The organism is Rhodoferax ferrireducens, from assembly GCF_031458075.1.
In the GTDB taxonomy this organism is placed as follows: domain Bacteria; phylum Pseudomonadota; class Gammaproteobacteria; order Burkholderiales; family Burkholderiaceae_C; genus Rhodoferax_B; species Rhodoferax_B ferrireducens_A.
This window is the reverse complement of the sequence record NZ_JAVDXT010000001.1, coordinates 690,594-705,535: the sequence shown is the minus strand read 5'-3', so window position 1 is coordinate 705,535 and position 14,942 is coordinate 690,594. Positions and strand designations below refer to the sequence as shown.

At 63.2% G+C, this 14,942-nt stretch carries 9 protein-coding genes; 4 read left to right on the top strand and 5 right to left on the bottom strand.

The genetic code is table 11. The annotated features are described in order from the left end of the window. Nucleotides 1-35: 35 nt before the first annotated feature. The gene (locus J2X19_RS03360; protein WP_310370627.1) at nucleotides 36-1,289 is read right to left on the bottom strand and encodes a putative Na+/H+ antiporter; all 1,254 of its coding nucleotides are present in this window, start codon (nucleotides 1,287-1,289) and stop codon (nucleotides 36-38) included. Between the two features lie 199 nt (nucleotides 1,290-1,488). On the opposite strand from J2X19_RS03360, the gene J2X19_RS03355 reads away from it, so the two are divergent. Continuing rightward, nucleotides 1,489-2,658: an acyltransferase family protein gene (locus J2X19_RS03355; RefSeq protein WP_405048587.1), complete on the top strand. Its 1,170-nt coding sequence runs from the start codon at nucleotides 1,489-1,491 to the stop codon at nucleotides 2,656-2,658. A 186-nt stretch (nucleotides 2,659-2,844) separates the two neighbouring features. Then, on the top strand, nucleotides 2,845-4,839 hold the full coding sequence (locus J2X19_RS03350; RefSeq protein ID WP_310370623.1) for a secretin N-terminal domain-containing protein: 1,995 nt from the start codon (nucleotides 2,845-2,847) through the stop codon (nucleotides 4,837-4,839). Nucleotides 4,840-4,982: 143 nt separating this feature from the next. On the opposite strand, the gene J2X19_RS03345 is transcribed toward J2X19_RS03350, so the two are convergent. From J2X19_RS03345 to J2X19_RS03330, 4 genes are all read right to left on the bottom strand, one after another. Next, nucleotides 4,983-8,612, bottom strand: coding sequence for an EAL domain-containing protein (locus tag J2X19_RS03345; RefSeq protein WP_310370621.1), 3,630 nt, complete (start codon nucleotides 8,610-8,612; stop codon nucleotides 4,983-4,985). A gap of 18 nt (nucleotides 8,613-8,630) precedes the next feature. Further along, entirely contained in the window at nucleotides 8,631-9,029 is a 399-nt protein-coding gene (locus J2X19_RS03340) for a response regulator (RefSeq protein WP_310370619.1), read from the bottom strand. Between the two features lie 3 nt (nucleotides 9,030-9,032). After that, a complete protein-coding gene (locus tag J2X19_RS03335; RefSeq protein ID WP_310370618.1) occupies nucleotides 9,033-10,877 on the bottom strand; it encodes a PAS domain S-box protein in 1,845 nt (614 codons plus the stop codon). 352 nt (nucleotides 10,878-11,229) lie between these two features. After that, nucleotides 11,230-11,820 carry a cupin domain-containing protein gene (locus tag J2X19_RS03330; protein ID WP_116604830.1) on the bottom strand — a complete coding sequence of 197 codons (591 nt, stop codon included), beginning with the start codon at nucleotides 11,818-11,820 and terminating at the stop codon, nucleotides 11,230-11,232. Between the two features lie 79 nt (nucleotides 11,821-11,899). On the opposite strand from J2X19_RS03330, the gene J2X19_RS03325 reads away from it, so the two are divergent. Together J2X19_RS03325 and J2X19_RS03320 are read left to right on the top strand one after the other, a co-directional pair. Next, a complete protein-coding gene (locus tag J2X19_RS03325) occupies nucleotides 11,900-13,582 on the top strand; it encodes a flavin monoamine oxidase family protein (protein WP_310370616.1) in 1,683 nt (560 codons plus the stop codon). Beyond that, nucleotides 13,579-14,367, top strand: a complete 789-nt coding sequence (locus tag J2X19_RS03320) for a carbon-nitrogen hydrolase family protein (RefSeq protein ID WP_310370614.1) — start codon at nucleotides 13,579-13,581, stop codon at nucleotides 14,365-14,367. Before J2X19_RS03325 ends, J2X19_RS03320 begins: the two co-directional genes overlap by 4 nt. Nucleotides 14,368-14,942: the final 575 nt, after the last annotated feature.

The following is a 14,942-nucleotide window of genomic DNA, read 5'->3' as shown; positions in this document are numbered from 1 at the left end:
AATTTTAAACCAACGTATTTAGCAACCCATCGGTCTCAGACCAGGAACATCACTGCGGCCACCACGGTGGGCGCCGCCGCCCCGGCCAGCAGGCCCAGCGCACTGATCGACTCATCGTTGAAGCCGCGCCGCAATAAAGCCACGCCGGCCGGATTCGGCGCATTGGCAATCACCGTCAGGCCACCGCCGGCAACCGCACCGGCCACCAGCATGTACTGCGACTGGGGCGAGATGCCCTGGATCAGCGAACCCAGGTAGGTCAGGGCTGCGTTGTCGGTAATCGCCGTCAGCCCCAGCGCGCCGAAAAACAGCGCGGTCGGTGCCAGGCTGGAGACGATGGGTTGCAACCACCACTGCTGCATGCCGCCCAGCACCACCAGCCCGGCCAGAAAGAAGCCAACCAGCAAGCCCTCCTTCAGGATCAGCGGGCTCTGGAAGCGCTCGTAGGCCTGGGTGTAGCCGATGAAGAACAGAAACAGGCCGATGAACACCACTGGATGGTGGGCAAACACCACTACCGCGGCCAGAAAGCCCAGGTGGATCAGGCTGACCACCAGCGGCACGGCATGCGCCGGCCGGCGGCTGGGGGCCGGCGCCACCCGCAAATGCTTGCGCAGGCAGAACACCATCACCGTGGCATTCACCAGCACTGCCACCGCAGCGCGCCAACCGAAGGTGGAGGCCATGAAGCTGCTGTCCCACTGCCAGGCCGCGGCCACCATCAGCACCGGCGGCGCCGCATACGAGGTCAGCGTGCCGCCTATCGATACATTGACGAACAGCACGCCCAGCGCCGCGTACTTCAGCCATTCGGGCGGGCCCTGGCGGAACACCAGCGGCGCCAGGATCAGCGCGGCCAGCGTCATGGCCGCGGGCTCGGTGATCAGCGAACCCAGCAGCGGCACCAGGGCCAGGCCGAGCCAGGTCAATACCAACGGCGTCGGCAGAGGCAAGACCCGGGCGATGGCCGACAACAGGCTCTGCACCAGCTCCAGCACCGGGCGCGAGGCGGCCACCACCATCACCACAAAGACGAACAGCGGCTCGGTGTAATGCCGCGACTCGGCGTAGTCCAGCGCCTCTTTGCCGCTGCCCAGCAGCGCCATGGCCACCACCAGCACAAAGGCCCACAGGCCGAACACCACCTCCACCTCGCCCAGGATATGGAACAGCCCCGCATGCCGCGGATGGCGGTGGGCCAAGGTTTCAAACCACTTGGCGGCGAAGGTGTGGACGAGCGCCAGCGCAAACAGGATGGCAGCGGTGGTTTGGAGAACGGTGGCTTGCATGGGTAGATAGGTGGAGGTTTGGCGCAAGGATACGGGACGCGGGCCTGTCGGCCGAGCACATCGCTCAATCTGATGAAGCCTGCGGGCAAGCCCTATTTTCTCTTCCGTTACAGCGCGTTACCATGCCGCACCAAAAGTGGGCCTGTACACAAGTACATGGAAGCGCCAAAAAAAATAATGAGGCAACAGGGTACTTCCCTTGAAAAGATCAAGAACGCTGGACATCTGCCGTGGGCTGCTGTTTGCCATGATGGCCAACACCCATGCGCTTTCCCTCGCGGGAGTTCCGCATACACACTGGTTGTTCGCAGACTACTGGCTACCGAACGGCTGGGCAACAGCTGCTTTCGTCGTGCTTTCGGGCTACGGCATAGGCTGGATTTTCTCCGCCACCTACGACGAGCCCGAACGCAGCCGCTTGCTGCGCCGCCGTAGCGCCATCGTCTTGGCGGTGATGTTTGCCTCCAACGCTTTTTTTGCCGCCGTCAAATCGGTGTTGCTGGGCCACGGAGCACAGACATTGACAAGCCAGTGGTGGTTGGGATTTTTCACCTTGGACACCGAATGGACCATTTCGGGCGTGCTGCTGCCCACGGCTCTGGTGCTGCTGTGCGGTTCCGCGGTGATTCGGTGGATCAGGGATGCGCCGTGGCAAACGCTGCTGGCGATCGTACTCGGCCATCTCGCCGCATCGATGTTTGCAGAACAGCTTGCCACTTCAGACGCAGCGCGTAGCTGGCCGGTCAGGTTCTTTTTGCTGGAAGGCTTTGGGGGCTACCCGGTGCTGCCGTTCATGGCCAATGGTTTTATGGGTATCTGGCTGGGCGTACAACGCCACCGCGACAAACAACTATGGCTCAACATCGTGGTCGTGCTCATGGGCTTGCAATTAGCCGCCTACTTGTCGACCTTGGAACCCCATGGCCAGGCGTGGTCGCTGTTTCGAGCGAACGTCGGCGCCTTCGGCAAATTTGCCTGGGTGCTTTTTTGCGCCAGCCTGCTGTCACGCCTGCCATTGGCCCCGCTCACGCTGCCGGTGGCATTGATTGGCAAATATGCACTCGCTTCTTTTATCCTGCACCGGGTAGTGATGCAGGCGCTGAGCTTGGGAATCAGCGATCTGGGGTTTGTCCAGTTGCCGGTTGAACTGCACTTTGCCACCCTGTGGTTGGGCACGTTGGCAACGACCTGGGTCGCCTGCATCTTCTGGCAACGACGAAACTTGTCCATGCCCACGTTACAGCGAGAACAGCTGTTCCCGCGCGATGACTACCGCACCCGCCAAGCATCGCTGCAGGATCTGCAGCCCTTCGCCTCCCCCCAAAAACATTGCATTGCGCGGCTCCGCCGCTTTATGGCGCTACGCTAGCGCTGCCCGACGGAGAGCGTGGCAGAACACAGCGGCTCTGTCTTCGTAAAGCTATACACAAGCCACACATTGCCGGCACACAGGCCGCGCAAAATGCGGCAGCCACCGCCCCACATGGCTCGGGGCGACCCGTCCTTCCCGCTCCGCTGCCGCCCTGAGTGGTCTCTCTGCTCCAGCCTTTTCCCGATGAAATTTCTCCCCAGCTTCTACCATTTTTGGATTCTTACGATGCTGTGCAGCCTGGGCATCCAGACCCCCGCCTCGGCCAGCGGCAAACCGCCGTCGAACACCGTCACTCTGAACTTCGCCAATGCGGATATTGAAGGCGTTGCGCACACCTTGAGCGTGATTACCCGGCGCAACATCGTGGTGGATGCACGCGTCAAAGGAACCTTGTCGCTGAGCACGGAAAACCCGGTCACGCCGGCGCAGGCCTGGGAGCAGTTTCTGGCGGCACTACGCCTGCAGGGCTACACCGTGGTGGAGACGGGGGGCCTGTACAAGATACTTCCCGAAGCCGACGGCAAACTGCAATCCGCTTCGGTGCAGGTGGATGCGGGCAAACTGCGCGGCGACCAGATCGTGACCGAGATATTTAGGCTCAGCCATGAAAACGCCAACAACCTCGTCCCCATCCTGCGGCCACTGATCAGCCCGAACAATGTGCTCAACGTCAACACCGGCAACAACTCGCTGGTGATCACCGACTACGCCAACAACCTGGGACGCTTGCGCACCATCATCGCCGCGCTGGACACGCCCAGTGCCACCGATGTGGAAGTCATGCCTTTGCAATATGCAATAGCGGCCGATATGGCAGTGAAGGTGCAGCGCCTGGCCGAAACCGCCAGTACCACGGCGAGTCCAGCCGCCAGTACGACAGCGGCCACGCCCGCCAGCGCAGGCGGATCGACGGCCAATGGCAGCAGCACTGGCGCGTCCATCGTGGCCGACACCCAGAGCAATAGCCTGCTGGTGCGGGCACCCAACCCCGTGCAGCTGGCCTTCATCCGCTCGCTGGTGGCGCGGCTCGACCACCCGCGCAAGAACGCCAACGTCCACGTGGTCTATCTGAAGAATACCGATGCCACCCGCCTGGCCCAGGTACTGCGGGCGGCGTTTCCCGCCGAGACCGCCAGCAGCAGCCCTGCCAGCGCGTCGGCTGGTGCTGCGGCGTCCAAAGCCACGGCCAGCCCCTCCACCAGCACCTCCACCAGCAGCACCGATAGCAGCGCCAGCACATCCCAAGCCACGGCCGCTGTATCTGCCACCGCGCAGCCATCCACCGGTGGCGGCATCCAGGCCGACCCGGCCAGCAACGCACTGATCATCACCGCGCCCGAGCCCAAGTTCCAGGAGATGCGCCAGATCATCGAACAGCTGGATTCCCGCCGCGCCCAGCTGTATGTGGAGTCGCTGGTGGTCGAGGTGGACGCCAGCAAGAGCGTGGACCTAGGCGTGCAGTGGACCAAGATTTTCGACATCAGCAGCAGCACCTCGCTGACCCTGGGCACGGTGGCCACGGCGCTGGAGGCGATGTCGGGCACCAATATCCTGTCCACCGCCAATCTGGTGACACTGGACAACGAAGAGGCCAAGATCGTGGTCGGGCAAAACGTGCCCTTCATCACCGGCTCGTACACCAGCACCAGTAGCAGCAGCCCCTTCCAGACCGTGGAACGCAAGGACGTGGGCATCACGCTGCGCATCAAGCCGCAGATCGGCCAGAACGGCAACATCCGCATGACCATCTACCAGGAGTCCTCGTCGGTCGCATCGACCAGCAGCACCCTCGGGCCCACCACCAACAAGCGCTCGATCGAGTCCAACGTGATGGTCAACAACGGCAAGATCATCGTGCTGGGCGGGCTGATCGAGGACAGCTACACCGACAGTGCCGCCCAGGTACCCGCGGTGGCCGATATTCCGTTGCTCGGCGCCCTGTTCCGCAGCATCAGCCGCTCGCGCAAGAAGACCAATCTGATCGTCTTTCTGCGGCCGCTGGTGATGGCCGACGAGAACGCCAGCAACGCACTGTCGCTGGACCGCTACGACTACATGCGCGCCCAGCAGCAGGAACTGCCGGCCGACATCCACAATCTGCCCAAGGATCCCAGCCCGCCGCTGTTGCCGCACAACCCCAGCGATTGGAATCGAGCGCAGACCCCTGAATTGCCATAAGCCTAGGCGCCACGCCTGGGCCCCTGTTACGAAGGCAAGGCAACTATAAAATAGATAGCAGCCTACGCAGATAAAACCTGCGCCAGCATTGCTTTTCTCTACATAAAATCGAAGAACCGAACAGACATTGCAACCAGACTCGTTTACTCGAGCACCGGCGCGCGCAGAAACTTCTGCTCGAACACTTCGGCAGGCACCGGCCGGCTGAACAGATAGCCCTGCATCTCGTTGCAGTTCAGCAGGCGCAGCAGGCGCGCCTGCTCCTCGGTTTCCACGCCTTCGGCCACCACCTTGAGCTTGAACGCATGGGCCAGGTTGATGATGGTGCTGACCAGCGCCAGGCCTTGCGAGCCCGACACCATCTCAATCACGAACGCGCGGTCGATCTTCAGCGTATCCACCGGCAGCCGCGACAAATGGGCCAGCGAGGAATAGCCGGTGCCGAAGTCGTCAATCGCCACCGTCACCCCCATGGCGCGGATTTCCGCCAGGCTGGCGCTGCTGCGCTGCACGTCCTCCATGATCAGGCTCTCGGTGACCTCCAGCTCCAGCCCTTGCGCGACCTGCGGGTCGGTACCGATGACCTGCGCAACCGCCGCAATGAAGTTGCGGTGCCGCAGCTGCAGCGGCGATACGTTGACGGCGATGCGCACCGGCTCCAGGCCTGCGGCACGCCAGCGCTGGTAGTCCTCCAGCGCCTTGCGCAGCGCCCACAGGCCGACTTCGTAGATCAGGCCGGTCTCTTCCAGGATCGGAATGAACTGGCCGGGCGGCACCAAGCCGGTTTGCGGGTCGTTCCAGCGGATCAGGGCCTCGGCGCTGGTGATCTTGCCGGTGACCAGGTTCACCTTGGGCTGGTAGTGCAGCACGAACTGCTCCATATCCAGCGCAGTGCGCAGGCGGCTTTCCAGGTCCAGCGCCGCCGCGACCCGGGTGTCCATCTCCGGGGCATAAAACAGCATGTTCTCGGCCGAGCCCTTGGCCCGCTTGAGCGCCGCCTCGGCGTTGCGCAGCAGGGTTTCGGCGTCTTCTCCGTCCAGCGGGTACAGCACCACGCCGATCTTGCCGGCGATGCGCAGGTCGGTCCCCTGCAACCGAAAGGACTGGGCAAAGCAGTCGCGCAACAGCTGCTCCAGCTCCAGCGCCACCCGGCCCACATCGCGCGGCCCCTGGAGGATCACGCCAAAGCAATTCACGCCGACCCGCGCCGCCGCATCCAGCCCAACGCTGCTGGACTGGATGCGCTTGGCCACCAGCTGCAGCAGCTCGTCGCCGGTGGCACGGCCCAGGGTGTCGTTGACGATGCGAAAGCGCTCGATATCGACCAGGGCCAGGGCCAGGCTGCTGCGGCCCCCGTCGTAACGCCGTACATGCTGGCCCACGTGCTCCAGGAACAGCGTGCGGTTCGGCAAGCCGGTGATCTCGTCGTAGTAGGCCAGGTAGTTGAGCTTCTCTGCCTTCTCCAGATGGTCCAGCGCGAAGCCGATGTCGCCCGCCAGTTCGGTCAGCAGCTTCATTTCTTCGTCGTCGAAGAACCGGGCCTCGTTGGTATACAGGGCCAGCAGCCCCACCACCCGGTCCGCCACCATCAAGGGCAGCACCGCAATCGAGCTGATGTCCGGGTCCATCAGAGCCCGCAGCTGCGTGCCGCCGGTGAATTCCAGCATGTCGTTCAGCACCACCGGCTTCCTTTCGATCACGGCGCGCACGCACATGGCATTCATCATGGGCGAGCCCTCGACCAGCGAAAAGCGGTCTTGGATGAAGGCCAGAAACTCGGGCGTTGCGCCCGACGCGGCAATCGGCACGATCTGCATCGCGCTCCAGTCGGCCACGCCGATCCAGGCCATCCGAAACTGGCCTTGCTCCACCGCAACCCGGCAGGCTTCCTGGAACAGCTCGTCGCGGTTGCTCACCCGCACGATCAGCGTGTTGATGCCGCTGAGCACCGCATACACACGGTTCAGCCGCTTGATGCGGGTTTCGGCTTCTTTCTGCACGGTGATGTCTTCGCCGATGCTGGCCGTGCCTATGACCTCGCCCGACAAGGAGCGCAGCAAAGTGTGGTTCCAGCGTATCAACCGGCGGCTGCCGCCGCGGGTGAGAATTTCGCTTTCGAAATGCTGGGCCCCGGGCTGGCTGGTCAGCATGGCCTTGAAGCGGGCCCGGCCGACTTCGGGCGGCGAAGCGATAAAACTGGCAAACCAGTCCCGCCCCAGCGCCTCCTCGCGCGACCAACCGGTGAGCCGCAACAGGTAGTCGTTGCAGTAGGTCAGATGGCCGTTGCTGTCGAGCATCATCGAGACCATTTCCATATGCCCGAGCATGTCGCTGAAGCGCCGGTTGCTCTCGTGCAAAGCCTCCTCCGCCCGCCGCTGCTCGGTCACATCCTGGATGGTGTGGAACCAACGGCCACGGCCCTGCACGGCCGCCAGATCGAACAAGGGCTCGACCACCTGCTGCACATGCAGCCAGACCCCATCGCTGCGCCGCAAGCGGTAGGCCAACTCCACCCGCACGCCCTGGGCGCTGGCTTCCAGCGCCGTGCCACGGAACACGGCACGGTCTTCGGGATGGATCAATTGCATCCATTCACGCAAGTTCCTGACCATGTGCTCCGCATCCACTCCAATCATCTGCGGCATGGTTTCGGGCCAGCTCTCGAAGTCCCCATTCGGCCCGCTGACCACGTGGGTCAGCTTGGCCAACACCTGGGCCCGGTGCAGCCCGGCCTCGCTGGCCCGCAGCTCCTCGGCCGCACGCTGGCGCTCGGCCACTTCCACCTGCAGTTGCTCGGCGTGTTGGCGCACCTCGGCATACAGGCTGCCGTTCTCGTAGATGCGGCCGACCTGGGCCGCCAGCACCGACATGATCTGCTCGTCCTCGTCGCTGAAACCATCGGCCCCCAGCTTGTCCACCAGGCAAATCCAGCCATAGCCGTAGGACAAGGACATCACCGGCACCACCAGACAGGCATGCAGCGGCGGGTAATTGGCTGGCAGGCCTGCCACGCCCGGGTTGCCGTTCTGTCCGCGCATGCGGCGCGACTGGCGCTCGGCACGCACCTGCCCCACCAGGCCCGCATCGATCTGCGGGCGCTCCAATGACTCCATCAGCATCGCGTCGATGCCGCTGGAGAACAGCAGCACATCCCCATTCGACTTGCCCTTGACGCACAGCACCGCATACTTGGCGCCCATCAGCTCGCGGGCACCACGGCATACCTTGTGCAACAGCAACTGCGGGTCGCGCTCGGAAGCCAGATGCAGGTTCAGGTCGGTCAGCGCGGCCATGCGCTGGTTGGTGGCCCGCAGCGCGTCCATTTTTTCCGACAGCTTGTCGGTCATCACACGCAAATGCTCGCGGTCAAACTCCTCCAGGTTCGGTGCCGGCGAAGGCTGCGGCACATGGGCCAGGGCCTGGTCGATGGCCTGCAGAATCGCCTCTGGCTCGCAGGGCTTGACCAGCACCCGCGACACGCCGCAGGTCTGGGCCAGGTTGCGCGCCTCGCGCTCGCGGTAATGCGCGCTGTAGAAGATCACCTCGGTGGCGGCGATGGCCGGGTCGGCGCGCAACTGGCGCACAAACTCATAGCCGTCCATGGTGGGCATCAGGATGTCGGAGATCACCAGGGCAGGATGCTCCTGCCGCACCAGGGTCAAGGCCTCCGCACCATCGGCCGCCTCGAACGGTTGGTGGCCCCGGTGGCGGATCAGTGTGACCAGCAACTCACGGTTATCTGCCACATCGTCAACGACCAATATTTTTGCCATAAACCGTATGTGATCCTTTTATAAGGCCGACTTGCGGGGGGCTCTGAGTTCGGGGGGCAAAAACGACTCCATGTCGGGGATGAAGGTCTCGGGGGTAATCGGCTTGGTGACATGGGCGTCAAAGCCCGCGGCCAGCGCGGCCTCGCGGTCGCCGGCCATGGAGAAAGCCGTCACCGCCAGCACCGGCACGCGGTGCCAGTCGGGGCTGGCATGCAGGCGCCGCACCACTTCCTTGCCATTCAGCACCGGCATCTGCAGGTCACACAGTACCAGGTCGGGCCGCTCCTGCAAGGCCATGTCGACGCCGGTGCGGCCGTCCTCTGCGCCCATCACGGTATAGCCAGCTGTCTGCAGCAAATACATCGCCAGTTCGCGGCTGAAATAATCGTCTTCAATGATCAGTATCCGGGCTGCCATGGCTTATGTCCCTGGTAGTTCAAGTGTAAATATAGAACCGCGGCCGTATTCGGTACTGAAGACGATACGCCCTCCCAAAGCAGTGGCCAGTTTGCGGCTGAGATGCAACCCCAGCCCGGCGCCTTCCGACTTGCGCCGATTCGCGGCTTCTACTCTGGAAAATGCCTCGAACAAGCGCTCCTGGTCTTCATGGGCAATGCCGGGTCCGGTGTCCTCGATATGGATCAGCACTTGCTGGCGCCCATTGCTGGCGCGCTGTTGCAGCTGCAGGCGCACGCTGCCGCGCTCGGTGAATTTGATGGCGTTGCCAACCAGGTTGAGGATGATCTGGCTCAGGGCACGGCGGTCGGTTTGCAGCATGGCCGCCTTATCGGTCAGGTTGACGGTGAAATGAAGCCCCTTTTTCTCGGCGTCGGGCCGCAGAATGGCCGCGACTTCTTCCAGCACGCCATTGCAGTCCAGGAGCTCCAGTTTCAGGTCCAGCTTGTTGGCGCCAACCTTGGCCAGGTCCAGCAGGTCATTGATCAGCGACAGCAGGTGCCGGGCGCTGGTCTGCACAATGCGCAGCTGCTTGTCCTGCTCTTCGTTCAAGGGTCCGGGCAGTTTCATGCGCAGGGTGCCGGTGAATCCGATGATGGAATTCAGCGGGGTGCGCAGCTCGTGCGACATGCTGGCAAAAAACCGGTCCTTGACCATGGCCGCGTTCTCCAGTTCCTGGTTTTTATCCCACAGCGCCTGCTCAAACTGCTTGCGCTCGGTCACGTCGCGGATGGCGCTGGACACAAACAGCCCCTCCTCGGTCTCCAGCGGGCTGAGGCTGATCTCTACCGGAAACTCCGATCCATCCTTGCGCCGGCCAAACAGGTCCAACCCCGCCCCCATGGCACGCGCACGCGGCTGCGCAAAGAACCCGCCGCGGTGGCCCGGGTGCTTGCCGCGAAAACGCTCGGGTACCAGGATTTCGATCTTCTCGCCCAGCAGTTCCTCGCGGGTCCAGCCAAACAGCTGTACCGCCTGGGAGTTGACCAGCACCATCACCCCTTCGCGGTTCACGATCACCATCGCATCGGGCGCGGATTCCAGCAGATCCTTGAACTTCTGGTCGGCCTTTTTGCGATCAGAGGTATCGCGGATGGCGCTCATCACCATCGTGCCCTCTTCGGTGGCAATCGGGCTCAGGCTGATCTCCACCGGAAACTCCACCCCACCATTGCGCAGACCATACAGATCCAGCCCCGCACCCATGGTGCGGGTGCGGGGCTGCTCAAAAAAACCACCCCGGCGCGCCAGGTGACCCGTGCGGAAGCGCGGGGGCAGCAGCACTTCGATAGGCTTGCCCAGCAGCTCGGTGCGCAGATAGCCGAACATCTTTTCAGCCTGCCCGTTCACCAGCACGATGCGCCCGGTCACGTTGACCATCACGATGGCATCCGGGGTGGACTCCAGCAAATCACGGAAGCGGGCCTCGACCAATTTGGCGTCGCGCAGCACCTTCAAGTGGGTCACATCTTTTTTATTGGACAAAAAGTAGGCCAGCTGACCGTCGGCGCCATAGACCGCCTTGGTCGATACGCTGACATGCACCAGGGTGCCGTCCTTGCGCCGGCGCACCGCTTCGCCCACAGACAGCCCGCCACGCAAGGCCTCGTTCTGCATGCGCCTTACGTCTTCCAGTTGGTCGGGGGGCACGATCAGTTGGAACAAGGACTGGCCCATAACTTCGGCCTCGGTGTAGCCAAAAATCGCCACCGCCGCAGGGTTCCAATGCAGCACCAGGCCGTCGGGGGCCATTGCCACCAATGCATCGGGGTTTTGGGCCCATAGGACCTCGGGAGATGCAACCGTCATGCGGCGCTCCTACCATGCGCCGCGCCGGGCTGCTGCGGCACACATGCATTTGCTGCTAGCACTGGCGTAGGGACCATCAACTCTGCCTCCTGGTTGCGTGTCACGGGCTCGCCTTTAGCATGGTGGTAGACCCGCCGCACCGGATTGAAACCGCATGTAACACCATCGTACGGCAGCTTTCCAGCCCCTGCCGCGCAAAAGATCATTCAATTGAATGAAGATTCGTACGAAATTTGAAATGCCACAACATCCGCGACCCCGACAATCCAGCCCCCACGCCCTCAAAATACAAGCTTTTTAGGGCTCTAGCGCATATCTATTCAGCGCCACCAGCTACTATCTTGATAGCAAACTACAAATAGGGTGGCGTGCAGGCCGAAACGATCTCGGCCGGCTCGCTGCCTGTGTTGCGAAAGCGGTGCGGCAGGCTGCTGTCGAACAAATATGCGTCGCCCGGTTTGAGCACCCGCACCTGCTCGCCCACGGTCAACTCGATCTCGCCCGACAACACGATGCCACCCTCGTGCGAGGCGTGCTCCAGCATGTCCACCCCGGTGTCGGCCCCTGGCTCGTAACGCTCCTGCAGTATCTGCAGGTTGTGCGCGCGCGCATTGCCGACCTGGCGCAAGGTCAAGGTGCGGTCGCCGCTGGCGCCGGGGGCGTGCTGCGTCAGGCGGGACGTCAGGTCCACCAGATCGGCCGGGCTATGGAACACGCTGTCGGTCGGTGTCTGGTCGGGCTCGAAGAATTCCGCCATGGTCAGCGGAATGCCGTTCAATATCTTGCGCAGCGAGGCCACCGAGGGGCTGCTTTTGTTCTGCTCAATCGTGGATATCTGGCTGGACGGAACGCCGGCCCGCTCCGCCAGTTGGCGCTGCGACCAGCCCGCCTGGCTGCGCACTTGCCGCAAGCGGCTTCCCACATCAAACTGGGCATCTGCCATGAATATTTCCTAAATTGTTACCCGCTTGCTCAATATTATGAGCAAAATATACGCTTATACCGATCACCCGAGCGTTGCCATGCCACTAGACCACACCACCGCCCCGTCCGACAAGCCGCCGGTCACCATCTTCGGCCCCGATTTTCCCTTCGCTTTCGACGACTGGATCCGCCACCCCGCCGGCCTGGGCAGCCTGCCCGCCGAGCACCTGGGTGCCGAGGTGGCCATCGTCGGCGCCGGCATGGCCGGCATGGTGGCGGCCTACGAGCTGATGAAGCTGGGGCTGAAGCCCGTGATCTACGAAGCCTCGAAAATGGGCGGCCGCCTGCGCTCGCAGCCCTTCGAGGGCGGCCAGGGCGTGATCGCCGAGCTGGGCGGCATGCGCTTCCCGGTGTCCAGCACCGCGTTCTTCCATTATGTGAACCAGCTAGGGCTGGCGTCGCAGCCCTTCCCGAATCCGCTGACCCCCGCCTCCGGCAGCACCGTGGTGGACCTGGAAGGCCAGACCTACTACGCCGAAAAACTGGCCGACCTGCCGCCCATGTTCAAGGAAGTGGCCGACGCCTGGAGCCAGGCGCTGGAAGACGGCGCCAGTTTCCAGGCCGTGCAGGACGCCATCCGCAGCCGCGACGTGCCCGCGCTCAAGGCCCTGTGGAACAAGCTGGTGCCACTGTGGGACGACCGCACTTTCTACGACTTCGTGGCCACCTCCAAGGCCTTCGCCGGCCTGTCGTTCCAGCACCGCGAGGTGTTCGGCCAGGTCGGCTTTGGCACCGGCGGCTGGGATTCGGACTTCCCCAACTCCATGCTCGAAATCTTGCGCGTAGTCATGACCAACTGCGACGACGAGCAGCGCCTGATCCAAGGCGGTGCCGACCAGGTACCGCTGGGCCTGTGGCAGCACGCGCCAGACAAGATGGCGCATTGGCCCGCCGACACCAGCCTGGCCAGCCTGCACGGCGGCGCCCCGCGCGCCGGCGTCGCCGCCATCCACCGCCAGGCTGATGGCAAGCTGGCCGTGACCGACCGCTGGGGCGACACGCGCAGCTATGCGGCCGTGCTGACCACCTGCCAGAGCTGGCTGCTCACCACCCAGATCGCCTGCGAGGAATCGCTGTTCTCACACAAGATGTGGATGGCGCTGGACCGCACCCGCTACATGCAGTCCAGCAAAACCTTCGTCATGGTGGACCGCCCTTTCTGGAAGGACAAAGACCCCGTCACCGGCCGCGACACCATGAGCATGACGTTGACCGACCGACTCACGCGCGGCACCTATCTGTTCGACAACGGGCCAGGCAAGCCCGGCGTGATTTGCCTGTCCTATGCCTGGATGGGCGACGCGCTGAAGATGCTGCCCCAGCCACCCGAAAAGCGCGTCAAGCTGGCCCTGGATGCGCTGAAGAAGATCTACCCGAACGTTGACATTGCCAGCCACATCATCGGCGACCCGATCACCATTTCCTGGGAGGCCGACCCGCACTTCCTGGGCGCCTTCAAAGGCGCCCTGCCCGGCCACTACCGCTACAACCAGCGCATGTTTGCCCACTTCATGCAGGACGGCATGCCCGCCGCCCAGCGCGGCATCTTCATTGCCGGCGACGATGTGTCCTGGACCCCGGCCTGGGTCGAAGGCGCGGTGCAGACCTCGCTGAACGCGGTGTGGGGCATCCTGCACCACTTCGGCGGCCGCACGCATGCCGAAAATCCAGGCCCTGGCGATGTGTTCAAGGACATAGGCCCCATGGAGCTCCCCGAATGACCGATCTGAAACTGGCCCTGCTGCAATGCACATCCCAGCCCGGTGACGTGCTGGGCAACCTGCAGCGCCTGGACCACGCCGCCGCCGATGCGGCAGCAGCCGGCGCCCACCTGCTGGTCACGCCCGAGATGTTTTTGACCGGCTACAACATTGGCGCCACCCAAGCCAAAGTCCTGGCCGAAGCCACCGACGGCCCGCGCGCCCAGGCCGTCGCCGCCATCGCCCGCCAGCACCAGATCGCCATCGTCTTCGGCCATCCCGAACACGATGCCGCCGACCACATCTTCAACACTGCCCAGTGCGTGGATGCCCAAGGCCACACGCTGGGCACGTACCGCAAGACCCATTTGTTCGGCGCGCTGGACCGCAGCATGTTCGCCCCCGGCGCGGGTGACGAACCGCTATTCGAACTCCATGGCTGGAAGCTCGGCCTGCTGATTTGCTACGACGTGGAATTCCCCGAAAACACCCGCCGTCTGGCCCTGCAAGGCGCCGACCTGGTCGTCGTGCCTACCGCCAACATGGCCGACTTCGACTTCGTCGCCCAGCACCTGGTGCCGACGCGGGCCTACGAGAACCAGCTGTTTGTGGCCTATGCCAACTTCTGCGGACGTGAGGGTGATCTGGCCTATGGCGGACTCAGCTGCGTGGCGGCACCGGATGGGGCTGGGCTGGTACAGGCCGGGCGCGATACCGAGCTGTTGCTGGCGGATGTGACGCAGGCCGGCTTGGCGGCTGGACGGGCTTTGAATGGGCACTTGGCGCAATGCCGGATGGGCGAATAAATGCTCTTAGTCGTATATTTGGTGAGCCGACCATCCTAGAAAAGCGTTGCACTCAAGTATTCTGACTTCATGCATATTTGCCCTTATTGCCGTACCCAGGCTGTATCGAATCTCGCGACCCGGTGGTCCAGCCGTGGATCGCCCGCAACCTGCCGCCACTGCGGGAAGCTGTCGCACGTTTTGGCCAGTACCGCCAATACGATCTTTGTTTTAACTGTCGCGGCCTTGGGCATCCCCGTGCTGGTTTGGTTGGTTTCCGGCTCGGTGATTTGGACTCTGGCGTCTTGCAGCCTTCCGGTTCTTGGAAACATCGGTTCCTGGCGGCAAGTAGAACTGGTACCGATTTCCTCGCAAGGTTCCAAAGTGGCCGCAGCCGTGGACTGGGGTGTCACTCTATTGCCCTTCTTCACGGGTTTGTTCTCGTAGGTTTATCGCTTCCCGCGGGGCTACCTGGTGTTGGCGCTATCCACCTGTTATTGCAGCGACCTGTACCGCAAGACGGCGCGGCTGCAGATTTTTTGGACTGCAAGACTGGATGCCTCCCCCAAATGGGGGATAAACCGCATCCAAGCATT